We start from the raw sequence: 22,031 nt of genomic DNA, 5'->3' as shown, positions 1-22,031 counted from the left end.
TCGTTTCACGACGGCGACAATTCGTGCGCCGTCGCTACCACTTCCCTGAGCGAGGCGCCGCCGGAAGCCTCGGTCGCCGCCATCACCGCGCCTTCGACGATCGGCGCATTGCAGACGATGATCTTCTGGGCGCGTGGTTCGCCGATCATCTCGACCGCCATCTCGCTATTGGTCTCGGCGCCGCCGAGATCGACGAGGATGGCGACACCCGCCTCCGACCAGGCCTTGTCGATGGCGCCCATGATCGCCTCGACATTGGTTCCCAGCCCGCCATGGCCGTTTCCGCCGCACCATGCAAGCGGCACTTCGTCGCCGACCATCTGCCGCACCATATCGGCGGTGCCTTCGGCGACCAGCGGCGAATGCGATACGATGACGATGCCGACATTGCTCATGCGCGCCTCTCGATTATCTCGGCTACGGCCCGCACCAGAAGCGCGGTCGAGCGTGCGCCGGCATCCATATGACCGATCGAACGGTCGCCAAGGAAGGAGGCGCGCCCACGCAACGCCTTCATCGGCACGGTCGCCTCGGCTGCGTTGTCAGCGACCTCGGCGATGTCCGCTGCCGCCCTTCCCTGCAGCAGGGCCTCATGCACCGGCTGCAGCACATCGAGCATGGTTTTTTGCCCGGCCTGCGACTTGCCTCTGGCGGCCACCGCTTCGATCGCCTTGCCGAAGGCCGCAGCCAGATTGGCGCGATCCGGCGCGGCGGAAATCTCCTTGCCGAGCGCCATGAACAGCGTGCCGAACAGGGGTCCGGAGGCTCCGCCGACGGTCATCACCAGCTTGGTGCCGACCGCCTTCAGCGCCTCGGGCAACGGCTTTGCCGCGAACGCGCCGGCCTCGGCCCGCACGGCCTCGAAGCCGCGTTTCATGTTGAGCCCATGGTCGCCGTCGCCGATCGCCTGGTCGAGCCCGGTCAGCTCTTCGGCATGGGCGGCGATGGTGTTTGCCGCCGCCTCGATTAGCCTGGAAAGATCCGCTACCGCCATATCACCCATGCTCCTGGCCTCCGCGCTGCCGGCAGTACGAGAAAATTGCATATCCGGCAATTGAAGCATTCTTTTCCCCAGTCAAGCGGGTTCGAGCAACGCAGCGAGGGCAGTGAAGACCTCGGCGATGGCAAAGGCGCCGGGGTCGACCACGCCGTCGAGCTGGCTGCCAATATAGGCGGACCGCCCGGCCTTGGCCTTGCGCATGGCCGCGGTGGCCTCGGCGCCGCGTCGCGCCGCGACCGCCGCGTCCTCCAGACTGCCGCTATCCAACGCCCTCAAGGCGGGTTCCAGGGCATCGATCATCGTGCGATCGCCGACCCTCGCTCCGCCATGGAAGGACATCCGATCCAGGCCGACGAGAAGCGCCTTGGGAAGCGTTTCGCCAGATTTCGACGCCTGCGCGGCGGCGGTTAAGAAGATCGACAGCAGCACGCCACTGGAGCCGCCCATGCTGGTACTCAGGATGTCGCCGACGGTGGCGAGCGTTGCGGCAGGGTCGGCGAGCGGCAGTGTCTCAAGGCGGCTAAGCACGCTCCGCGCACCGGCCGCCACAGTCGATCCGGTGTCGCCGTCTCCCGCCTTGGCATCCAGTCCGTTCAACGCGCCTTCAAGCGAGATCAGCCGTTCGCAGACCGCGACAACCAACTGCTCGGTGCGTGCATCCTGGCTGGCTTTTGACGCGTTGTTCGGGCCGGTGGCTTTGGCCACCGGCACGACGCTCACTGGGCGAACGGCTCTTGCCGGCAGCCAGGCGTGAGGGCCGACCGGCGCCCGCAAGGCTACTTCGCGAGGCGCATCGAGCCGGATCAGCGACAGGGAAAAGCCGTTCATGTTGAGCGCCGTCATAAGCTGCCCGGGCCCGATCGTCAGCGTCACCTTTCGTGCCAGCGGTGAAGCCAACACCGCATTGGTGACAAGCAACATTTCCAGCGGCGGCACCGAACCGAGATTGTTGATCAGCAAGGCGTAGTCACTGGCGGGATCGAGCCGCGCGGCAAGGCGCTCCGACATGATCGCAACCAGCCTTTCGGCACTTTGCACCGCAATCCGCTCAACGCCCGGTTCGCCATGGATGCCGAGGCCGAGTTCGGCGTCGTCGGCGCCAAATCTTTCGTCATGGCTCTGGCCGGGGATCGAGCAGGACGACAGCGATATGCCGAGTGAAACGATGTCCACCGCCGCGGCCCGCGCCGTAGCGGCAACCGTCGCCAGATCGTTGCCGGCTTCCGACAGGTGGCCGGCGATCTTGTGCACGAACAAGGTGCCGGCAACGCCACGCGGCTGGGCAATATCCGGCAGGGCAATGTCGTCGGCGACGATCACCATCTCGACGCGGAAGCCTTCGGCGCGCGCCTTCTCGGCTGCCAAGCCGAAGTTGAGGCGATCACCGGTGTAGTTCTTGACGATCAGCAGGCACCCGGCGGGACCGGTTACCGCGCGGATGGCGGCCAATACTGCTTCCACGCTCGGCGAAGCAAAGATCTCGCCTGATACTGCCGCCGTCAGCATGCCCACGCCGACGAAGCCGGCATGCGCGGGTTCGTGCCCGGCCCCGCCGCCGGAGATGATGCTGACCTTGCTCTTATCCCAGTCCGCACGGAGGACGACCTTGATTTCGGGATAGCCCTCGAGGCGAGCGAGATCGCCGGCGCCGGTCGTGCCGAGAAAGCCGTCCAGTGCCTCAGTTACGATCGTATCCCTGCGATTGAAAAAATGCTTCATCGAATTGGTCCAGTCCGGTGCCCGAAATTGCCGGTTGAAAGGTGCCAGGAAAACACTCGCGCAGCGCTCACATCAGCCGTCGCCCATCGGCGCCGAAATACAGCGGCGAGCGATAGCGGATCATGATCTTGTCGCCCTGCGCCAGGTCGGTGTCGGGGTCGGTCAGCGTCACCAGCTTCCTGGTCCCCACCGTCACGTGCAGATGGTTCTGGTCGCCGAGATGCTCGACCCAATCGACGACGCCGTCGGCATGGCCGTTCGCCGCCTTCTCGATCGAAAGATGTTCGGTGCGCGCTCCGATCGTCTTGGTTCCCGCCGGCGCGCCGCCATCCGGCAGCAGTCCGACCGGCAACAAATTGATGGCCGGTTGGCCTAGCCTTGCCGCGACGTGAAGGTTTGCCGGCTCAGAATAGATCGTGCGCGGCGAACCGATCTGCACCAGCACGCCGTCGGCGAGGATGCCGATGCGGTCGGCCATGGTCATCGCTTCGATCTGGTCGTGTGTGACGTAGAGCATTGTAGCGCCGAGTTCGGCCTGGATGCGCTTCAGCTCGAGCCTGAGATCGGCGCGCAGCTTGGCGTCGAGCGACGACAGCGGCTCGTCCATCAGGTAGATCGACGGTTTGCGCACCAGAGCGCGGCCGATGGCGACGCGCTGCATCTCGCCGCCCGACAGTTTGGTCGAGCGACTATTCAGCTTGTGGTGGATGCGCACCATCTTGGCCACGTCCTCGACGCGGCGGCGGATCTGATCCTCCGGCATTTTGCGCGCCGGCGAGCGTAGCGGAAAGGCGAGGTTGTCGTAGACCGACAGATGCGGATAGAGCGAATATTGCTGGAACACGAAAGCGGTGTCGCGCTCGGCCGGCGACAGCGTCGTCGTGTCGTGGCCGGCAATATGGATCGAGCCCGCTTCGGGCCGCTCCAGCCCAGCGATCAGCCTGAGCGTCGTCGTCTTGCCGGCGCCAGTCGGCCCGAGCAGCACGACGAATTCCCCGTCGGCGATATGCAGGTCGAGATTGTCGACGGCGACATGCTCGCCAAAAACCTTGGTCACGCCTTTGATGTGAACGTCAGCCATGATGCGCTCTCCCCTGGGAGGCCGACTCATGGATTTCGGTGCGCACCGCACGGCCGGATCCTTTTGCGAACAGCGACAGCCGCGCGCTGCTCAGCGCCAGGCCGACATGATCGCCCGGATTGAGCCGGATTTCGGCCGGTACCCTGGCCTTGATGATGCCGTCTGCCGTCTCCACCGCCACAATCTGCGTGGTGCCGAGATATTCGGTGCCATAAATGGCGCCGCGCAGCTTCGAAGCGTCATCGAAACGGATGTGCTCCGGCCGGATGCCAAGCGCCATCTCGGCCGGCGCAATATCCTCCCGCACCTCCGGCACGGCCACCTTCGCGCCTTGCACAACAATTTCCCTGGCGCCCTTTGAAAGGCCGCCGCCGAAGCCGAGGAAATTCATCGGCGGCGAGCCGATGAAGTCGGCGACGAACATCGTTGCCGGCCGGTCGTAGATTTCGCGCGGCGTGCCGAACTGCTCGATGACGCCATGGTTCATCACCGCGATCTTGTCGGCCATCGACATCGCTTCCATCTGGTCATGCGTGACATAGACGGTGGTGGCGTGGATGCGGTTGTGCAGGTCGCGCAGCTCATGGACCATCAGGTCGCGGAATTCGGTGTCGAGCGTGCCGAGCGGCTCGTCCATCAGGAAACACTTTGGCCGCCGCACGATGGCGCGGCCGAGCGCTACGCGCTGGCGGTCGCCGCCGGCAAGCCCGGAGACGGATTTGTTGAGCAGATGGTCGATCCGCAAAAGCTTCGCCGTCTCTTCCACCCTGGCCCGGATTTCAGCGCCTGGCATGCCTTGCGCCAGCAACGGAAAGCCGATGTTCTTCCTCACATTCATGTGCGGATAGAGCGCGAACAGCTGGAATACGAAGGCGATGTCGCGCTCGCGGGCACGCCGCATGGTGACGTCCTCGCCGCCAAGCAGGATCTTGCCGCCGGTCGGCAGTTCGAGCCCGGCGATCATACGAAGCGTCGTCGTCTTGCCGCAGCCCGACGGCCCTAGCATGACGAAGAATTCGCCGTCCTCGACGACGAAGTTGGAATCCTGCACGGCGACGAAATCGCCGAATGCCTTTCTCAGATGTTCGACCCTGATCTCGGCCATCGTCTACTCCGGAAATTTCGAGACGATGATGAACATCGCCGTGCCGGCCAGCATGGTGATGAAGGAATAGGTGTAGAGCGCCAGCGCGAAGGGCTGGAACAGCATCAGGAAGCCGATGGCGATGATCGCCGTGGCGACGTTTTCCATCAGCCCGCGCCTGGCCCAAACGGGCCAGCGCGATTTGCGTTTTGCGGTCATGCTCATTTGCGCACCGCGCCGAAGGTGATGCCGCGCAGCAATTGCTTGCGAAGCAGGATGGTGAAGACCAGGATCGGCACCAGGAAGATCGTTGTGCCGGCCGCGACCGCCGGCCAGTCCTGGCCGCCTTCGCCGATGATGGTCGGGATGAAGGGCGGCGCGGTCTGCGCCGTGCCCGAGGTCAGTAGCGCAGCGAAGGCATATTCGTTCCAGGCAAAGATCAGACAGAAAATGGCGGTTGCGGCAATACCGGTGGTCGCCTGCGGCAGTACCGTGCGCCAGAACGCCTGCAGCCTGGTGTAGCCGTCGATCATCGCCGCTTCTTCATATTCGCGCGGGATCTCGTCGATGAAGCCTTTCAGCAGCCACACTGCCAACGACACGTTAACCGCCGTATAGAGCAGGATCATGCCGAGAGCCGTGTCCGACAGGCCAAGCTCGCGATACATCAGGTAGATGGGAATCGCGACCGCGATCGGCGGCATCATCCGCGTCGACAGGATGAAGAACAAAAGGTCGTCGGCGAGCGGCACTTTGAAGCGCGAAAAACCGTAGGCCGACAGCGTGCCGAGGAACACTGCGCAAAAGGTTGAGCCGAAGGCGATGATCAGCGAATTGACGAAGCGCGGCATGAAGTTCGAGGGGCCGGCGATCACCATGTTGCGCTTGCGCACCGTCTCGTCGCAAAGGCCCGTCGCCGGCCCCAGCGAGTTGATGTATTCCGGCGTCTGCCTTGTCCGCGTCGTGAACAGGTTACAGTAGCCCTCAACGCTGGGCTGGAACAGGATCTTCGGCGGATAGGCAATCGAATCCGGCGGCGTCTTGAAGCTTGTCGCGAAGATCCACAGCAGCGGTACGATCGAGATCAGCGCGTAGGCCACGATAATCGTGCCGGCGACGCGCTTCGACGTGGCCGAGGGTGCGACGACCGAATGGGCTGACGTCAGGCTCATCTCTGCTTCACCTTGTTGAGCGCCTTGACGTAGATGTTCGCCAGGCCGAACACCGCGACGAACAGGATGATGGCGAAGGCCGAGGAATAGCCCGTCCGCCAGCTTTCGAAGGCCTGCCGCTTCAGCGTGATCGAGGCCACTTCGGTGGTCGATCCCGGCCCGCCGCCGGTGAGCAAATTGACCATGTCGAACATCTTGAAGTTCTCGATTCCGCGAAACAACACCGCCAGCATGATGAAGGGCAGCGCCATCGGCAGCGTGATCGACCAGAACTGCCGCCAGTTGGAGGCGCGGTCGACCTCGGCCGCTTCGTAGATGTATTCGGGGATCGAGCGCAGGCCGGCGAGGCAGATCAGCATCACGTAGGGAGTCCACATCCAGGTATCGACGATGATGATCGACCATGGCGCCAGCGAGACGTTGGACAGCATGCTGATCTCGGTTGCCGGAATGCCGGTGACGAACGAAACGGCGTAGGCGAACAGCCCGATCTGTGGCTCGTAGAGGAAGCGCCAGAAATTACCGACCACCGCCGGCGACAGCATCATCGGCACCAGGATGATGGTCGTCCAGAAGGCGTGGCCACGAAACTTACGGTCGATCAGCCAGGCCAGCGTGAAGCCGATCAGCGTCTGCAGCAGGATGGTCCAGAACACGAAATGCGCCGTCGTCTGCATGGCGATCCAGATGTCCTGGTCAGCGAGGATGCGCTTGTAGTTGGCCAGCCCAAGGTTCTTCACCACCTCGTTGGGGCGATTGGCGCGAAAGTTGGTGAAGGACAGATAGATCGCCCAGAACAGCGGGAAGATATTGATGGCGAGAAGCAACAGGATCGTCGGCGAGATGAACAGCCAGGCGAGGCCCTTGTCGCTGATGCCCCGGACCTTGCGGGCCAACGGCTCAGGCGTAGCCCGGGCAACGCTGTCCGCCGTCCGATTGAGCATAGTCAGTCCTGCTTCGGTCACTTGGATCGTCTCGAGAATGGAATTTATCTGAACTGTGTCCCGTGCCAAGGGCGGCACGGGACGGTTCGGTCATGGGCTCGGGAGGAGCCGGTTACATCCGATTACATCTTGCCATCGTCCTGGAAGACCTCGGTCCAGTCCTTGACGAGGCCGTCGAGCGCGTCCTTGGCCGAGCCTTGCCCGGCAACGACATAGTCGTGGAAGCGCTTCTGCGATGCCTGCAGCAGCGGTGCGTAGCTCGGCTCGGCCCAGAAATCCTTCACGATGGCCATAGAGTCGAGGAAGGTCTGCGCATAAGGCTGGCTGGCCGGGAAGCCCGGGTCCTTGACGACCGCGTTGAGGCAGGAATAGCCGCCGAGCGACCACCATTTGGACTGCACGTCCTTGTTGGCGAACCATTTGATGTATTTGAGCGCGGCTTCCTGCTTGTCGGAATAGGAGACCACCGAGATGCCCTGGCCGCCGAGCTGGGCGAACTGGTCGCCGTCGGGACCCTTGGGATTGACGAAATAGCCGATCTTGTCGCCGCCGACATTTTCGTCCTTCTGCAGGCCTGGCCAGGTGAAGGCGAAGTTCATGTGCATCGCCACCTGGCCGGATTTGAAGGCGTCGACGCCTTCGCCCATGTAGCTGTTCGAGGCGCCGGGAGGGGTGCAGCAATCATAGAGCGCCTTGTAGAACTCCAAGCCCTTCACCGATTTATCGGAGTTGACGAAACCTTCCATCTCGTAGGGCTTTTTCGGATTTTCATACTGGAAGCCGAAGCTGTAGAGTACGTCCATGGCACCCATGGTGATACCTTCCGAGCCGCGCTCGGTGTAGATCGACGCGCCATAGACGGTCTTGCCGTCGATCTCGCGCTTCTGGAAGAATTCGGCGATCTGCCTCAGCTGGTCGAAGGTTGTCGGCGGGCCGAGATCCCAACCGTATTTCTCCTTGAATTCCTTCTGCAGTTCCGGCTTGGAGAACCAGTCCTTGCGATAGGTCCAGCCGACGACGTCGCCCATAGCCGGCAGCGCCCAGTAATTCGGCGAGTTCTTCGGCCATTCCGAGTAGCCGACGACAGTCGCCGGCACGAAATCGTCCATGCTGATCTTCTCCTTGTCGAAGAAGTCGTTCAGCTTGACGTAATGGCCGTTCTCGGCGGCGCCGCCGATCCACTGGCTGTCGCCGATGATCATGTCGCACAGCTTGCCGTGCGAATTCAGCTCGTTGAGAAAGCGGTCGGCATAGTTGGTCCACGGCACGAATTCGAATTTCATGCCGATGCCGGTTTCCTTGGTGAAGTCCTTGGACAATTCCACGAGCGCGTTAGCCGGGTCCCAGGCTGCCCAGCAAAGCGTCAGATCTTCTGCCTGCGCGACGTTCGAAACGGCTGTCGACGCGAGGAGTGTCGATGCCAGTCCCAACGCCAGTTTCAAGGTCGATTTCATGCCTTCCTCCCATTTGCGAAACGCGTCCGGATGACGGTTTCAAGAGCCCGCTAAACCCCTCCTCCGGGGCCTAAACACAACGGCGCGGCAACACGTCGGATGTTTAGTAATTTGTTTAGTGATGCAATTTTTACTAAACAAGGCAAGCGAATTCGTTGCTGCACCGCAGCATGTCGAATCGGGGAGCAATGTCGGAGTTGCGGCGCCCGCCTAGGTCACCGTCTTGTTGCTGACCGTCACCGGACGGATCGCTGGGGGCGGCGGCAGCAGGGCGCGGATGTCGGCGAAGGGGAAGACCGGCTCGAAGCGGAAGGCCTCCGCGAACGCTCCGGCTGGGCCGTTGCACTGGCCGGCGCGAAAGGCGTTCAGCGTGCGCGCCGCATTGACGAAACGCTCGGGATCCTGCGACTGATGCGCCCGGATCGCCTCCGCCTTGAGATCGAAATGCCTGGAGGTATCGACGTAATGCGTCGGCGAAAACCCGGTGCCGCCGAGCGTGTCGGCATGCAGTACCGGCACCGAGAATGACGCGGCGATGCGCACGCCGTCCGACAGCGCGCGGTGGTCGCCATGATAGTCGTTCGGCGCATGGGTAATCGCCAGATCCGGCCCTATCTCGCCGATCAGTGCTCTCAGCGCCCCGATCAGGGCGGCGTCCGCCACCAGCGCGCCATCGGGAAAATGGATGAAGCGCGGCGTCACGCCAAGCAGACCGGCCGCCGCCGTCGCCTCTTTGCGGCGCGTGCGGGCAAGCGCGGCCGGATCGCCGTAGCCGCCCCTGGCGCCATCCGTGGCTACGGCAAAAAAGAGTTCTGCGCCTTGCGCGGCATAGGCGGCCATCGTACCGAACATGAAGATCTCGATGTCGTCCGGATGCGCGCCAAGCGCCAATATCTTCACTCTCATCCCTCCCGGAAATGGAAAACGTGCCCAACGGAATTCTGCTCGCTCTCATCGCCTATGCAAGCTATTCGTGCAGCGACGCGGTTGTCAAAAGCCTGGGCGGGCAGTTCAACGTCTTCGAGATCGGCTTCTTCTCGACATTGTTTGCCGGCTGCTTTCTGCTCTTTGCCAGGCCGCCAGGCGAGCGTTGGCGCGATTTCTGGCGCACGACACGGCCTTGGGCGGTACAGGCCCGCGCCTGGGCCGGCATCGCCTCCGGCGTGCTCAGCGTCTACGCCTTCACCACCATCCCGCTGGCGGAAGTCTATGCGCTGATCTTCCTGGCGCCGCTGTTCGTCACCATCCTGGCCACGCTCGTCCTCAAAGAGAAGGTCGGCCCATGGCGGTGGCTGGCGGTCGTCGCTGGCTTTGCCGGGGTGATGCTGGTCGTCAGGCCTGGGTTTCGCGAGTTGCATCTTGGTCATCTGGCGGCGTTCATCATCGCCTTCCTGGCCGCCACCAATGTCATCCTGATGCGTTCGCTCGCCGCGCAGGAAAAGCGCACGACGATGCTCGGCGTGCTGATCGGCTACGGCCTGCTCTTCAACGGCGTCGGTGCGGCGGCTACCTCGTTCTCGCTGCCGGATGGCAGGCAATGGGCGTGGCTGGTGCTGGCCGGCGCCTTTACCGCCGGCGGTCAGTTGCTGCATCTGCTGGCGGTCAAATACGCGCCGGCCAACCGCATCGCGCCAACGCATTATTCGCAAATCGTCTGGGCGGTGGTTCTGGGCGCGCTGTTCTTCAGGGAATATCCCGATTTTCTGTCGCTGGTCGGGCTCGCCGTGGTCGGCGGCTCGGGCCTGCTGACGATGGTGCGCGAGGAGGTGCGGCTTGGCACGGTGCGCTGGAACCCTTTTTCGCGGACCCGACTTTGAGCTGGTACCAAGGTTGCGCGGCGACCGCCACCGCTGATATGCGATCGCTGCCAACTGGCTGCACATCATAGGACAATGACGACAAAACCTTTGCCGGACCTGCCGGTCTCCGCGGTCTTGCCGGCGCTCAATGAAGCGCTGAGCCATGGTAACAGCGCCGTGCTGGTGGCTCCGCCCGGCGCCGGCAAGACGACGCTGGTTCCGCTGACGCTGCTCGATGCGCAATGGCTCGGCGCCGGAAAGATCATCCTGCTCGAGCCGCGCCGCCTCGCCGCCCGCGCTGCCGCCCGCCGCATGGCCGAACTGCTTGGCGAAGAGCCCGGTGAAACCGTCGGCTATGCCATGCGCATGGAAAACCGGACTTCCGCGAAGACCAGGATCGTCGTCGTCACCGAAGGCGTGTTGTCCCGCATGATCCTCGACGATCCCGAGCTGCCTGGTGTCTCGGCGGTGTTGTTCGACGAGTTCCACGAACGTTCGCTCGACGGTGATTTCGGGCTGGCGCTGGCGCTCGACGTGCAGGGTGCGCTGAGGCCCGACCTCAGATTGCTGGTCATGTCAGCGACGCTCGATGGCGCGCGTGTCGCAAAATTGCTTTCCGGCGCGCCGGTGATCGAGAGCGCAGGCCGCGCCTTTCCGGTCGACATCCGCTATGACGAGCGGCCGGCCGGCGTCACCATCGAGGATGCCATGGCCAGGGTGATCCGCTCGGCGCTTGCCGGGGAGGAGGGCAGCGTGCTTGTCTTCCTGCCCGGCCAGCGCGAGATCGAGCGCACCGCCGAGCGGCTGGCGGGCAAGGTCGGCGCCGACACCGACATCGTGCCGCTCTACGGCATGCTCGACAACAGGACGCAGGACGCAGCGATCAAGCCGGCGCCGCCCGGCCGTCGCAAGGTCGTGCTGGCGACGTCGATCGCCGAAACCTCCATCACCATCGACGGCGTGCGCGTCGTCATCGATTCCGGCCTGTCGCGGCTGCCGCGCTATGAGCCGGCCAGCGGCCTGACGCGGCTGGAGACGGTGCGTGCTTCCCGCGCTTCCGCCGACCAGCGTGCCGGCCGGGCCGGGCGCACACAGCCGGGCGTCGCTATCCGGCTGTGGCGGGCCGAGCAGACAGCGGCACTGCCGGCCTTCACGCCACCGGAAATCCTCGAAGCCGATCTCTCCGGCCTGTTGCTCGATTGCGCGGCGTTCGGCGTTGCCGATCCGACGAGCCTGTCCTTCCTCGACCCCCCGCCGGCTCCGGCGCTCAACGAGGCAAGGGCGCTGCTGCGCGCGCTCGATGCCGTCGATGCGGCAGGGCGCTTGACGGAGGCCGGTGCCGCGATGCGCAAGCTGGCTCTGCCGGTCCGGCTCGCCCACATGGTCGCCGAGGCGGCAAGGACCGGCCAGGCGCTCGAGGCGGCGATGCTGGCCATGCTGCTCACCGAGCGCGGCCTTGGCGGCGATGGTGCCGATCTCGAACGGCGGCTGATGCGCTTTCATGCCGAAAGATCGCCGCGTGCCACCGCTGCCCGGCAGCTGGCCGAGAGGTTGGCAAAGCAGGCTTCACCCTCCCCCTCGACGGGAGGGTCGGCGAGCGAGCCGAGCGCAGCGAGACGAGGGAGACGCGGCGGGGTCGCCGATGGCGTGCCCGAACCGACCCCACCCCGGTCCGCTACGCGGATCGACCCTCCCCTCAAGGGAGAGGGCAGCACCGCCGGCGCTCTCCTCATCCATGCCTGGCCGGACCGGGTCGCTAAAGCGCGCGGCGAGCGTGGCCGCTTCGTGCTTGCCAACGGCTCCGGCGCCATGCTCGACGCCTCCGACCCGCTGGCCGGCGAGACCTGGCTCGTCGTCGCCGATCTGCAGGGTAAGGCGCAGAACGCCCGCATCACCGCGGCGGCGGCGCTCGACGAGGCCGACATCCGCACCGCGCTGGCGGAAAAGATCGAGACTCGCCGCGAGGTGAGCTTCGACCGCGATAGGCGCGCGGTGCGGGTGCGCGAAACGGCTCGGCTCGGCGCCATCACGTTGTCCGAACGCATGCTGCCGGCGCCGACCGGTGCCGACGCAGACAGCGCCATTCTCGACGCCTTGCGCGAACACGGCCTGTCGCTGCTGCCGTGGAGCAGGGAAGCGGAGACGTTGCGGCAGCGGCTCGGCTGGCTGCATCGCGGCCTCGGTGCGCCATGGCCCGATGTCTCCGATGCGGCGCTCGTCGAGCGCCTCGACGACTGGCTGCTGTCGTTCCTTTCCGGCGCCGCATCCTTTGCCGCGATCGATCCCAGCGTGCTTTCGCAAGGCCTGATGACGCTGGTACCGCACGAATTGCAGCGCAAGATCGACACATTGGCGCCGACCCATTTCGACGCGCCGTCGGGCAGTCGGCTGCCGATCCGCTATGACGGCGAATGGCCGGTACTGGCAATCCGCGTGCAGGAGCTGTTCGGCCTCGACCGGCATCCCGCGATCGCCAACGGCACTGTGCCGCTGACGCTCGAATTGCTGTCACCGGCGCGCCGGCCGATCCAGACGACGCGCGACCTGCCCGGGTTCTGGCGCGGCTCCTGGGCCGATGTGCGGACAGACATGCGCGGCCGCTATCCCAGGCATGTCTGGCCGGAGAACCCGCTTCTCGCCGCCGCAACGAGCCGCGCCAAACCGCGCGGTACCTAATGATTCCCGGACTGTTATCCCGAACGGAAGGCCAGCTTCGGCGCTTTTTCGGAAAAGACCTCCGGCTGTTTCCCCTCTATAATCATTGGCCATGATAAACATCCTGCACGCACCCGACTTCCAGCAAAGCCAGCGGCTGCGCCTCAACACGCTGATCAGGTTGCGCTGGCTTGCCATCGTCGGCCAGAGCCTGACCGTGCTTGTCGTCGCTTACGGGCTGAAATTTCCGCTGCCGGTCAGCATGTGTTTTGCGCTGATCGCTTGTTCGGCCTGGATGAACCTTTTGCTGACCTTCCGCTATCCGGCGGCGCATCGGCTTACCCCGCCCTCGGCCTTTGCCATCCTGACCTTCGACAGCCTGCAGCTTGCCGGCCTGCTCTACATGACCGGCGGCCTCACCAATCCGTTTTCGCTGCTGATGACCGTGCCCGTCGTCGTCTCGGCGACGTCGCTGCCGCTACGGCTGACCGCCATGCTCGGCGCGCTGGTGATCGTGGCGGCGACGCTGCTGGTCTTTTACCACCTGCCGCTGCCCTGGCATGAGGGCGCGCCATTGGCGATGCCGTTCATTTATGTCGCCGGCATGTGGATGGCGGTGTTCTGCTCCATCGCCTTTACCGCGATCTATGCCTTCCGGGTGGCCGAGGAGGCGCGGCTGCTTGCCAACGCGCTTGCCGCCACCGAACTGGTGCTGCAGCGAGAGCAACATCTCTCGGCCCTCGACGGCCTCGCCGCCGCCGCCGCGCACGAGCTCGGCACGCCGCTCGCCACGATCGCGCTTGTCGCCAAGGAGATGGAGAAGGCGCTTGGCGAAGATCCCAAATACGGCGAGGACGTGAAGCTGCTGCGTTCGCAGAGCGAGCGCTGCCGCGAAATCCTGAAGCGCCTGACCAGCCTGTCCTCCGAGAGCGAGGTGCATCTCTCGCGCCTGCCGCTGACCTCACTGGTCGAGGAAGTGACGGCACCGCACCGCGATTTCGGCATCTCGATTAAGCTTCGGCCGGGCGAGCGCATCGGCCCGGAACCGGTGGGCCGGCGCAATCCCGGCGTCATCTACGGCCTCGGCAATCTGGTCGAGAACGCCGTCGACTTCGCCCACAAGAATGTCACCGTGCGCTGGAGCTGGAACGAGGCCGTTGTCAGCTTCACGATCATCGACGACGGGCCGGGCTTTCCGCCCGAGATCATCGACCGCATCGGCGAACCCTATATGTCAACGCGACAAGGCACCGAAGCCGGCGGCGGCCTCGGCCTCGGCCTATTCATCGCCAAGACCTTGCTCGAACGCTCCGGCGCGACGCTCGATTTCCGCAATTCGAGCGAGCCCGGCGAGGGCGCTATCGTGCAGATATCGTGGCCGCGCAGCGTCTTCCTCAATCCCGAGCAGGCTTCGGCCACCATGTTCGACACGGCCTAAATTGGACAATAGCGTTGCGAAACTGTATTTGCGTAAAAATCAGGCAGCAGGATTTTCAGCACGATGAGTACTGACGAAACGATTGGCGCAATGGTCGAAGGCGAGGACACCTCGCTGCTGATCGTCGACGACGACAAGCCGTTCCTGACGCGGCTTGCCCGCGCCATGGAAACCAGGGGTTTTGTCGTCGAGACGGCAGAGAGCGTCGAGGAAGCGGTTGCCAAGGCGCGCGCCAATCCGCCGGCCTATGCGGTGGTCGACATGCGGCTGGCCGACGGCAACGGCCTCGACGTCGTCGCCGCGATCCGCGAGAAGCGCGACGATGCCCGCGCCATCATCCTCACCGGCTACGGCAACATCGCCACCGCGGTGACGGCGGTGAAGCTCGGCGCTATCGACTATCTGTCGAAGCCGGCCGACGCCGACGACATCTTTGCAGCCCTGACCCGCACGGCGGGCGAACGCGCAGCACCGCCCGAAAATCCGATGTCGGCCGACCGGGTACGCTGGGAGCACATCCAGCGCGTCTATGAAATGTGCGACCGCAACGTCTCGGAAACCGCGCGCCGGCTGAACATGCATCGCCGCACGCTGCAGCGTATCCTCGCCAAGCGCGCGCCGCGCTAAAAGGCTCTGACTGCAGGCTTGCCCGGCCAGCGCTGTTTGCGCATCATCGCTTGGCGGTGTCGGACCTTGCCGCTGATACGACGGAGGCGACATGCAGGACGAAAAGCGGCTGGTCTCCATGCTGCGCGAATTCCTCGACAGCGAGGCGGCCGGCGGCCTCATCCTGATGGCTGCGGCGGCGCTGGCCCTGATCGTCGCCAATTCGCCGCTGGGCGAGGCTTATTTCTCCGCCCTCCACGCCTATCTCGGACCGCTCAGCGTCTCGCACTGGATCAATGACGGCCTGATGGCGGTGTTCTTCCTGCTGGTCGGCCTCGAGATCAAGCGCGAGATGCTCGACGGCCAGCTCTCGACTTGGCCGCGCCGCGTGCTGCCCGGCATCGCCGCCGCCGGCGGCATGGCGGTGCCGGCACTGGTCTACGTCGCCATCAACCGCAACGATCCGGCCGCTCTGTCCGGCTGGGCGATCCCGACCGCCACCGATATCGCCTTTGCGCTCGGAGTGCTGTCGCTGCTCGGCAGCCGCGTGCCGGGCTCGCTGAAGATATTCCTCACCGCGCTCGCCATCATCGACGATCTCGGCGCCGTGCTCATCATTGCGGTGTTCTATACCAGCGGCCTGTCGCTCGCCTATCTCGGCGCCGCCTTCTCGGTCATCGCGCTGCTGGTGGTGCTCAACCGCATGCGGGTGCTGACGTTGCTGCCGTACGTCTTGCTCGGCATCGTTCTGTGGGTTTTGGTGCTCAAATCGGGCGTCCATGCGACGCTTGCCGGCGTCGCGCTGGCCCTCACCATTCCATTGAAGATATCGCTGGGCAGCGGCCACGATCTCGACCATTCGCCGCTGCACCGGCTCGAACACGGCCTGCACAAAGTCGTCGCCTTTTTCGTCATTCCGATTTTCGGCTTTGCCAACGCCGGCGTCTCGCTCGGCGGTCTCAGCGCTGCCGCCCTGGCCGAGCCGCTGACGCTCGGCGTCGCCGCCGGCCTCGTCGCCGGCAAGCTGGTCGGCGTGTTCGGGTCTTCTGCGCTTGCCATCCGGCTCGGCTTCGCCGATCTGCCGGTCAATGCCGGCTGGCTGCACATGATCGGCATTTCGCTGCTCTGCGGCATCGGCTTCACCATGAGCCTGTTCATCGGCCTGCTCGCCTTCGCCAGCGACGTCGCTCTGCAGGACGCGGTCAAGGTCGGCATCCTCGCCGGCTCCTTCATCGCCGCGCTCCTCGGCGCCACCGTGCTGCTGGTGGCGCCGGCGGCGGACGGGACGGACGAGGCGGAAGAATAGTCGCGCCGCCACTTCCGGCCTTCAGGCCACCTTCTCCCGCATCTGGACCCTACCCGTGCGCAATCATGACGTGGCGGACGGCTGTGTAATCCTCCAGCGCATAGAGCGACATGTCCTTGCCGTAGCCGGATTGTTTCAACCCGCCATGCGGCATCTCGTTTGTCAGCATGAAGTGGGTGTTAATCCAGGTGCAGCCATATTGCAGGCGGGCGGCCGTCGCCATGGCGCGCGAAACGTCCTTGGTCCACACCGATGACGCCAGGCCATAGTCAGAGTCATTGGCCCAGTTCACCGCCTCGTCGACTTCGGAAAAACGGGTGACCGAAACCACCGGGCCGAACACTTCGCGGCGCACGATCTCGTCTTCCTGCAGCGCGCCGGCGACGACGGTCGGCTGGTAGAAGAAGCCGGAGCCCTCGCCCGGCTTGCCGCCCGTGGTGATCTCGATGTGCTTGAGCTCAGACGCGCGCTCGACGAAGCTCGAGACGCGATCACGCTGGCGACGCGAAATCAGCGGGCCGATCTCGTTCTCGGTATCGTCGGGGCGATCATACTTGATGGTCGAGACCGCAGCGGAGAGGTCGGCGACAAGCTTGTCGTAGATCTTCTTGCCGGCATAGATGCGGCAGGCGGCGGTGCAGTCCTGGCCGGCATTGTAATAGCCGAAGGCGCGCAGACCGTTGACCACTGCACCGAGATCGGCGTCGTCGAAGACGATGACGGGCGCCTTGCCACCGAGCTCGAGATGTGTGCGCTTGACCGATTTGGCGGCGGCCTGCAGCACCTTCTTGCCAGTGGCGACGTCGCCGGTGATCGAGATCATGTTGACCTTCGGGTGGTTGATCAGCGTGTTGCCGACACTGTCGCCGCGGCCGAGCACGACGTTGACGACGCCTTCCGGCAGGATCTCGGCAAGGATTTTCGCCAGCTTCAGCGCGGTCAGCGGCGTCTGTTCCGACGGCTTGAAGACGACGGTGTTGCCGCCGGCAATCGCCGGCGCCAGCTTCCAGGCCATCATCATCAGCGGATAGTTCCACGGCGCAATCGACGCGACAACGCCGATGGCGTCGCGGCGGACCATCGAGGTGTGGCCGGGAATGTATTCGCCGGCGACCTGGCCGGGCATCGAGCGGACCGCACCGGCAAAGAAGCGATAGCAGTCGACGATCGCCGGGATCTCGTCATTAAGCACGGCATTGATCGGCTTGCCGCAGTTCAGCGCCTCGAGCGCCGCGAAATCCTGTGCCGCGGCCTCGATGCGATCGGCGATCTTCAGGAGATAGCCGGCGCGCTGCGCCGGCGTTGTGCGGGACCAGGTGACGAAGGCTTTTTCGGCGGCAAGCACCGCCGCCTCGATCTGCGCCGGGCTGGCCTCGGGCAGATTGACGATGCTCGCCCCGGTCTTCGGGTTGAGGATCGGTTCCTCGGTCTCGGTGCCTTTTTCGAATTTCGAGCCGATCAGCATCTGCGTGTCCATGGAAGTCTCTCCCTTATGAACGAGATCATTTGCCCGAACCGGCGATCTGGTCGCCGTCGCGGGTCAGGTAATAGGCAGCGAGGATGGGAAGCAGCGTCACCAGCACCACCACCATGGCCACGACATTGGTGACCGGACGCTGGCGCGGACGGATCAACTCTTCGAGCATCCAGATCGGCACCGTCTGCTGCTGGCCGGCGGTGAAGGTGGTGACGATGACCTCGTCGAAGGACAGCGCAAAGGCAAGCATGCCGCCGGCCAGCAGCGCGGTTGCGATGTTGGGCAGCACGACATGCCGAAAGGTCTGGAAACCGTCGGCGCCGAGATCCATCGACGCCTCGATCATCGAGCCGGACGTGCGGCGGAAACGGGCGACCGCATTGTTGTAGACGACGACCACGCAGAAGGTGGCGTGGCCGAGGACGATCGTCCAGAACGAGAACGGGATTTCGGCCAGCGCGAAGGCCGAGCGCAGCGCAATGCCGGTGATGATGCCGGGCAACGCGATCGGCAGGATGACCAGCAGCGAGATGGTTTCGCGGCCAAAGAATTTTGTGCGGGACACGGCGGCGGCGCAGAGCGTGCCGAGGACCAGCGCGATGGCGGTTGAGATCGCCGCGACCCGTACAGACAGCGACAGCGCCTGCCAGACGTCGGGGCGGTTCCAGGTGACGGCGAACCATTGCGTGGTCAGGCCCGGCGGCGGCCAGACGAAGCTCTTCTCCTCGGTGGTGAAGGCATAGACGAAGATCAGCAGAATCGGCAGGTGCAGGAAAAGCAGGCCCCCGGTGGCAGCGAGCTTCAGGCCGATCGGCGCGGATTGGCCGCGGTCAGAGCGCATCGAAGGCCCCCATGCGCTTGGCGCCCCAGAGATAGAAGCCCATGATGACGATCGGCACCACAGTGAAGGCGGCGGCGAGCGGGATGTTGCCGGCGGTGCCCTGCTGCGAATAGACGGCCTGGCCGATGAACAGCCGCGAGGTGCCGATGATCTGCGGAATGATGTAGTCGCCGAGCGTCAGCGAGAAGGTGAAGATCGAACCGGCGACGATACCCGGCAATGCCAGCGGGAACAGCACGTTGCGGAAGGTCTGGCCGGGTGACGCGCCGAGATCGGAAGAAGCCTCGACCAGATTGCCCGGCACGCGCTCGAGGGCCGCCTGCACCGGCAGGATCATGAACGGCAGCCAGACATAGACAAAGACGATGAAGGTGCCGGTGGACGATACCGACAGCGAGTTGCCGCCGACGATCGGCAGCGACAGCCAGGCATCAAGCAGCCACAGAAGATGCAATTTGGTCAGCAGCCACGTCAGGATGCCTTCCTTGGCGAGGATCAGCTTCCAGGCATAGATCTTGACCAGGTAGCTCGACCACAGCGGCAGCATGACGCCGAGATAAAACAACGCCTTCCAACGGCCGCGCGCATAGCGCGCCGCGTAATAGGCGATGGGAAAGGCAATGACCGCCGACGCAAACGTCACCAGCGCCGCCATCGTTACCGTGCGCAGGATGATGTCGAGATTGGCGGCCTGCAGCAGGTCGCCATAAGTCTTCAGCGTGAACTCGCGGTTGATGAGGCCGGAGAACTCGTCGATCGAGAAGAAGCTCTGCAAAAGCAGCGCGAACAGCGAGCCGATATAGACGATGCCGAGCCAAAGAACCGGCGGCAGCAGCATGAGCAGAAGCAGGAGTTGGGGCCGGCGCCAGAAGAGGTCGGAGAGCGCGCCGCGCAGGCCGCCGCTTCCCGGCAGGATGGCGGGGGTCGTGGCCCGCGGCATGGCGGCGTCCAGGCTCATCCCAGCTCGTCCATCAGATGCAAATGCTCGCGGTTGAAGGTGAGCACCACCGCCTCGCCTTCCCGGGGCAAGGCAGCACCCGCCGGCACGATGGCATGCAGCCGCAAGCCTTCGGCATCGAGCGCCAGTCTTATCGTCGCGCCGAGATAGTTGGTCGACACCAGGCGAGCCGCAACGCCGTCGCCCTTGGCCGCCCGGCCGATGCGAATGGATTCAGGGCGCAGGCTGCCCCAGCGATGCTGGCCGGCATAGCGCTGGACGAAATCCGGCGGCAGTACGTTGGACGAGCCGACGAAATCGGCGACGAAGCGGGTCTTGGGGCGCTGGTAGATGTCTTCCGGCGTGCCGATCTGCATGATCTTGCCGTCGTTGAAGACGGCGACGCGATCGGCCATCGACAGCGCCTCGCCCTGGTCATGGGTGACGAACACGAAGGTGATGCCGAGCGCCTTCTGCAGCGATTTCAACTCCTCCTGCATGTTCTCGCGAAGCTTGAGGTCGAGCGCGCCGAGCGGCTCGTCGAGCAACAGCACCTTGGGCTGGTTGACCAGCGCACGGGCGAGCGCGACGCGCTGGCGCTGGCCGCCGGAAAGCTGGCCAGGGCGACGCGCGCCGTAGCCGGGAAGCCGCACCAGCGCCAGCGCTTCTTCCGCCGCCTTTTGCCGCTCCGGTCTGCCGACGCCCTTGACCATCAGCCCATAGGCGACGTTGTCGAGCACGTTGAGATGCGGGAACAGCGCATAATCCTGGAACACGGTGTTGACGTTGCGGCGATAGGGCGGCACGCCCTCGGCGCGTTCGCCGAAGATCGAGATCGAGCCCGCCGTCGGCTGCTCGAACCCGGCGATGAGGCGCAGGCACGTCGTCTTGCCCGAGCCGGAAGGCCCGAGCATGGCGAAGAACTCGCCCGGCACGATGTCGAGATCGACCGCGTCGACGGCACGCACGCTGCCGAAATGGCGGGAGACTTTTTGGAAAGAAACGGCGGGGGTCATGGGTTGTCCTGATCTGTCAGGCTCATCAAATTCAGGGTAGCGCTGCCCCTCATCCGCCTGCCGGTACCTTCTCCCGTAGTGGACGGGGAGAAGGGAGGCGCTCCAACGCTGGCGACCCCCCGTTCTTCACGGGGAGAGGGTAAGGGTGAGGGGCAGCGCCGAGCTTCGTAGGTGAGACGAACTCACCGTCCGCCGATGACGCCGATATAGTCCGACACCCAGCGGTAATAGGGCACGCACTGGTCGTTCTGGGTGGCGCATTTCGAGACCGGCGTCTTCCAGAACTTGATCTTGTCGAAATTGTCGTAGCCGTTGGTCTTGCAGCCCTCTTCGCCGAGCAGTTCGTTGCCCTTGCAGGCGGCGGGCACCACCGGCAGCGAGCCGAACCAGGCGGAGACGTCGCCCTGCACTTTCGGCGACAGCGAATGCTCAATCCACATGTAGGCGCAGTTCGGGTGGGCCGCATCGGCCTCCATCATGGTGGTGTCGGCCCAGCCGGTGACGCCCTCCTCGGGAATGGTCGAGGCGACCGGCTTCTTGGCCGCGATCAGCGTGTTGACCTGATAGGGCCATGAACCGGAGGCGACGACGCCTTCGTTCTGGAAATCGTCGACCTGGATGGCAGCGTCATGCCAGTAGCGTCCGACCAGCGTACGCTGGACGCGCAGCAGGTCGAGCGCAGCCTTGTACTGGTCCTCAGTCAGTTCGTACGGATCCTTGATGCCGAGCTCCGGCTTGTGGGCCATCAGGTAGTTGGCGGCATCAGCAATGTGGATCGGCCCGTCATAGGCCTGGACGCGGCCCTTGTTCGACTTGCCGTCGGGTAGCTTCATTTCCTCGAACACGATGTTCCAGCTCTTCGGCACCTCCTTGAACACTTCGGTGTTGTACATCAGCACATTCGGCCCCCATTGGTACGGCACGCCGTAATGGACACCGCCGACGGTGAACCAGGGCGCATCCTTCAGCCGGTCGTCGACCGTCTTCCAGCTCGGGATGAGGTCGGTGTTGATCGGCTGGACGCGCTTGCCCGCAACCAGGCGCAGCGAGGCGTCGCCGGAGGCAGTGACAAGGTCGAAACCGCCTTCGTTCATCAACGAAACCATCTCGTCGGAGGTGTTGGCGGTCTTGACGTTGACCTTGCAGCCGGTTTCCTTCTCGAACGAGGTGACCCAATCATAGCCCTTGTCGGTTTCGCCGCGCTCGATATAGCCCGGCCAGGCGACGATATTGACCTCGCCTTCACCCTTGCCCAGCTCCTTGACCTGGGCGATGGCCTGGCCGGAGAAGGTCAGCGCGACCGTCAAGGCAGTGCATGATTTCAGCAATGAATTCATCGTCGATCTCCCATTTTGCATGACCTCGAAACCGGTTTCGGTTTTCGGAAAAGGTCATGCGCCCGTTCAAACGTTGGATGCGCGGCTCTAAGGGGCCGTGCTCCTGCGGCAGCTTTGTTCCCTGGCTCAAAAGTGCTGCGAAATTTCCGGTTTCGCAAATTCATT

The 22,031-nt window shown here is 64.3% G+C and carries 20 protein-coding genes; 5 read left to right on the top strand and 15 right to left on the bottom strand.

What is annotated here, in order from left to right:
* Positions 1 to 5: 5 nt before the first annotated feature.
* From dhaM to NKI50_RS24290, 10 genes are all read right to left on the bottom strand, one after another.
* Complete coding sequence (gene dhaM / locus NKI50_RS24335; protein ID WP_006325214.1) at positions 6 to 395, bottom strand: dihydroxyacetone kinase phosphoryl donor subunit DhaM; 390 nt, start codon at positions 393 to 395, stop codon at positions 6 to 8.
* Complete coding sequence (dhaL, locus tag NKI50_RS24330) at positions 392 to 994, bottom strand: dihydroxyacetone kinase subunit DhaL (protein ID WP_352717824.1); 603 nt, start codon at positions 992 to 994, stop codon at positions 392 to 394. The genes dhaM and dhaL overlap by 4 nt, the downstream gene beginning before the upstream one ends.
* Positions 995 to 1,075: 81 nt before the next feature.
* Positions 1,076 to 2,719, bottom strand: a complete 1,644-nt coding sequence (locus tag NKI50_RS24325) for a dihydroxyacetone kinase subunit DhaK (protein WP_352717822.1) — start codon at positions 2,717 to 2,719, stop codon at positions 1,076 to 1,078.
* A gap of 67 nt (positions 2,720 to 2,786) precedes the next feature.
* Positions 2,787 to 3,800, bottom strand: a complete 1,014-nt coding sequence (locus NKI50_RS24320) for an ABC transporter ATP-binding protein (RefSeq protein ID WP_352717820.1) — start codon at positions 3,798 to 3,800, stop codon at positions 2,787 to 2,789.
* Complete coding sequence (locus NKI50_RS24315; RefSeq protein WP_352495753.1) at positions 3,793 to 4,905, bottom strand: ABC transporter ATP-binding protein; 1,113 nt, start codon at positions 4,903 to 4,905, stop codon at positions 3,793 to 3,795. Before NKI50_RS24315 ends, NKI50_RS24320 begins: the two co-directional genes overlap by 8 nt.
* Before the next feature lie 3 nt (positions 4,906 to 4,908).
* On the bottom strand, positions 4,909 to 5,109 hold the full coding sequence (locus tag NKI50_RS24310; RefSeq protein ID WP_352640685.1) for a hypothetical protein: 201 nt from the start codon (positions 5,107 to 5,109) through the stop codon (positions 4,909 to 4,911).
* A complete protein-coding gene (locus tag NKI50_RS24305) occupies positions 5,106 to 6,056 on the bottom strand; it encodes a carbohydrate ABC transporter permease (RefSeq protein WP_023717959.1) in 951 nt (316 codons plus the stop codon). The genes NKI50_RS24310 and NKI50_RS24305 overlap by 4 nt, the downstream gene beginning before the upstream one ends.
* The gene (locus NKI50_RS24300) at positions 6,053 to 7,000 is read right to left on the bottom strand and encodes a carbohydrate ABC transporter permease (RefSeq protein WP_031211681.1); all 948 of its coding nucleotides are present in this window, start codon (positions 6,998 to 7,000) and stop codon (positions 6,053 to 6,055) included. The genes NKI50_RS24305 and NKI50_RS24300 overlap by 4 nt, the downstream gene beginning before the upstream one ends.
* A 122-nt stretch (positions 7,001 to 7,122) precedes the next feature.
* Complete coding sequence (locus NKI50_RS24295; RefSeq protein WP_023717957.1) at positions 7,123 to 8,454, bottom strand: ABC transporter substrate-binding protein; 1,332 nt, start codon at positions 8,452 to 8,454, stop codon at positions 7,123 to 7,125.
* 210 nt (positions 8,455 to 8,664) lie between these two features.
* A complete protein-coding gene (locus tag NKI50_RS24290; protein WP_352717818.1) occupies positions 8,665 to 9,354 on the bottom strand; it encodes a PIG-L deacetylase family protein in 690 nt (229 codons plus the stop codon).
* Positions 9,355 to 9,380: 26 nt separating this feature from the next.
* Between NKI50_RS24290 and NKI50_RS24285 the strand changes: the two genes are divergently transcribed.
* From NKI50_RS24285 to nhaA, 5 genes are all read left to right on the top strand, one after another.
* Entirely contained in the window at positions 9,381 to 10,271 is an 891-nt protein-coding gene (locus NKI50_RS24285; protein WP_352640679.1) for a DMT family transporter, read from the top strand.
* Between the two features lie 75 nt (positions 10,272 to 10,346).
* Positions 10,347 to 12,929 carry an ATP-dependent helicase HrpB gene (gene hrpB / locus NKI50_RS24280; protein ID WP_352717816.1) on the top strand — a complete coding sequence of 861 codons (2,583 nt, stop codon included), beginning with the start codon at positions 10,347 to 10,349 and terminating at the stop codon, positions 12,927 to 12,929.
* A gap of 91 nt (positions 12,930 to 13,020) precedes the next feature.
* Positions 13,021 to 14,346, top strand: coding sequence for an ActS/PrrB/RegB family redox-sensitive histidine kinase (locus NKI50_RS24275; RefSeq protein WP_352717814.1), 1,326 nt, complete (start codon positions 13,021 to 13,023; stop codon positions 14,344 to 14,346).
* A gap of 63 nt (positions 14,347 to 14,409) precedes the next feature.
* Positions 14,410 to 14,973: an ActR/PrrA/RegA family redox response regulator transcription factor gene (locus NKI50_RS24270; protein ID WP_023676342.1), complete on the top strand. Its 564-nt coding sequence runs from the start codon at positions 14,410 to 14,412 to the stop codon at positions 14,971 to 14,973.
* A 91-nt stretch (positions 14,974 to 15,064) separates the two neighbouring features.
* The gene (nhaA, locus tag NKI50_RS24265; protein WP_352640675.1) at positions 15,065 to 16,258 is read left to right on the top strand and encodes a Na+/H+ antiporter NhaA; all 1,194 of its coding nucleotides are present in this window, start codon (positions 15,065 to 15,067) and stop codon (positions 16,256 to 16,258) included.
* A gap of 49 nt (positions 16,259 to 16,307) precedes the next feature.
* Here nhaA and NKI50_RS24260 read toward each other — a convergent pair whose 3' ends face one another.
* From NKI50_RS24260 to NKI50_RS24240, 5 genes are all read right to left on the bottom strand, one after another.
* Positions 16,308 to 17,735 carry a gamma-aminobutyraldehyde dehydrogenase gene (locus NKI50_RS24260; RefSeq protein WP_352717812.1) on the bottom strand — a complete coding sequence of 476 codons (1,428 nt, stop codon included), beginning with the start codon at positions 17,733 to 17,735 and terminating at the stop codon, positions 16,308 to 16,310.
* A 25-nt stretch (positions 17,736 to 17,760) separates the two neighbouring features.
* Complete coding sequence (locus tag NKI50_RS24255) at positions 17,761 to 18,576, bottom strand: ABC transporter permease (protein WP_352483989.1); 816 nt, start codon at positions 18,574 to 18,576, stop codon at positions 17,761 to 17,763.
* Positions 18,566 to 19,516, bottom strand: a complete 951-nt coding sequence (locus NKI50_RS24250; RefSeq protein WP_352484000.1) for an ABC transporter permease — start codon at positions 19,514 to 19,516, stop codon at positions 18,566 to 18,568. The genes NKI50_RS24255 and NKI50_RS24250 overlap by 11 nt, the downstream gene beginning before the upstream one ends.
* Positions 19,517 to 19,530: 14 nt before the next feature.
* Positions 19,531 to 20,529, bottom strand: coding sequence for an ABC transporter ATP-binding protein (locus NKI50_RS24245; protein ID WP_352483990.1), 999 nt, complete (start codon positions 20,527 to 20,529; stop codon positions 19,531 to 19,533).
* A gap of 182 nt (positions 20,530 to 20,711) precedes the next feature.
* Positions 20,712 to 21,866, bottom strand: a complete 1,155-nt coding sequence (locus NKI50_RS24240) for an ABC transporter substrate-binding protein (protein WP_352483991.1) — start codon at positions 21,864 to 21,866, stop codon at positions 20,712 to 20,714.
* Positions 21,867 to 22,031 lie beyond the last annotated feature (165 nt).

The sequence above is a fragment of the Mesorhizobium sp. M0563 genome (genome assembly GCF_040321065.1).
Taxonomy (GTDB): domain Bacteria; phylum Pseudomonadota; class Alphaproteobacteria; order Rhizobiales; family Rhizobiaceae; genus Mesorhizobium.
Note: the sequence above shows the minus strand (reverse complement) of the source record. Positions and strands in the feature narration are given on the sequence as shown.

Excerpts from the sequence above, each read along its gene's own strand:
- dhaM (WP_006325214.1), bottom strand. The coding sequence starts at position 395 with ATGAGCAATGTCGGCATCGTCATCGTATCGCATTCGCCGCTGGTCGCC.
- dhaL (WP_352717824.1), bottom strand. The coding sequence starts at position 994 with ATGGCGGTAGCGGATCTTTCCAGGCTAATCGAGGCGGCGGCAAACACC.
- NKI50_RS24325 (WP_352717822.1), bottom strand. The coding sequence starts at position 2,719 with ATGAAGCATTTTTTCAATCGCAGGGATACGATCGTAACTGAGGCACTG.
- NKI50_RS24320 (WP_352717820.1), bottom strand. The coding sequence starts at position 3,800 with ATGGCTGACGTTCACATCAAAGGCGTGACCAAGGTTTTTGGCGAGCAT.
- NKI50_RS24315 (WP_352495753.1), bottom strand. The coding sequence starts at position 4,905 with ATGGCCGAGATCAGGGTCGAACATCTGAGAAAGGCATTCGGCGATTTC.
- NKI50_RS24310 (WP_352640685.1), bottom strand. The coding sequence starts at position 5,109 with ATGAGCATGACCGCAAAACGCAAATCGCGCTGGCCCGTTTGGGCCAGG.
- NKI50_RS24305 (WP_023717959.1), bottom strand. The coding sequence starts at position 6,056 with ATGAGCCTGACGTCAGCCCATTCGGTCGTCGCACCCTCGGCCACGTCG.
- NKI50_RS24300 (WP_031211681.1), bottom strand. The coding sequence starts at position 7,000 with ATGCTCAATCGGACGGCGGACAGCGTTGCCCGGGCTACGCCTGAGCCG.
- NKI50_RS24295 (WP_023717957.1), bottom strand. The coding sequence starts at position 8,454 with ATGAAATCGACCTTGAAACTGGCGTTGGGACTGGCATCGACACTCCTC.
- hrpB (WP_352717816.1), top strand. The coding sequence starts at position 10,347 with ATGACGACAAAACCTTTGCCGGACCTGCCGGTCTCCGCGGTCTTGCCG.
- NKI50_RS24275 (WP_352717814.1), top strand. The coding sequence starts at position 13,021 with ATGATAAACATCCTGCACGCACCCGACTTCCAGCAAAGCCAGCGGCTG.
- NKI50_RS24270 (WP_023676342.1), top strand. The coding sequence starts at position 14,410 with ATGAGTACTGACGAAACGATTGGCGCAATGGTCGAAGGCGAGGACACC.
- nhaA (WP_352640675.1), top strand. The coding sequence starts at position 15,065 with ATGCAGGACGAAAAGCGGCTGGTCTCCATGCTGCGCGAATTCCTCGAC.
- NKI50_RS24260 (WP_352717812.1), bottom strand. The coding sequence starts at position 17,735 with ATGGACACGCAGATGCTGATCGGCTCGAAATTCGAAAAAGGCACCGAG.
- NKI50_RS24255 (WP_352483989.1), bottom strand. The coding sequence starts at position 18,576 with ATGCGCTCTGACCGCGGCCAATCCGCGCCGATCGGCCTGAAGCTCGCT.
- NKI50_RS24250 (WP_352484000.1), bottom strand. The coding sequence starts at position 19,516 with ATGCCGCGGGCCACGACCCCCGCCATCCTGCCGGGAAGCGGCGGCCTG.
- NKI50_RS24245 (WP_352483990.1), bottom strand. The coding sequence starts at position 20,529 with ATGACCCCCGCCGTTTCTTTCCAAAAAGTCTCCCGCCATTTCGGCAGC.
- NKI50_RS24240 (WP_352483991.1), bottom strand. The coding sequence starts at position 21,866 with ATGAATTCATTGCTGAAATCATGCACTGCCTTGACGGTCGCGCTGACC.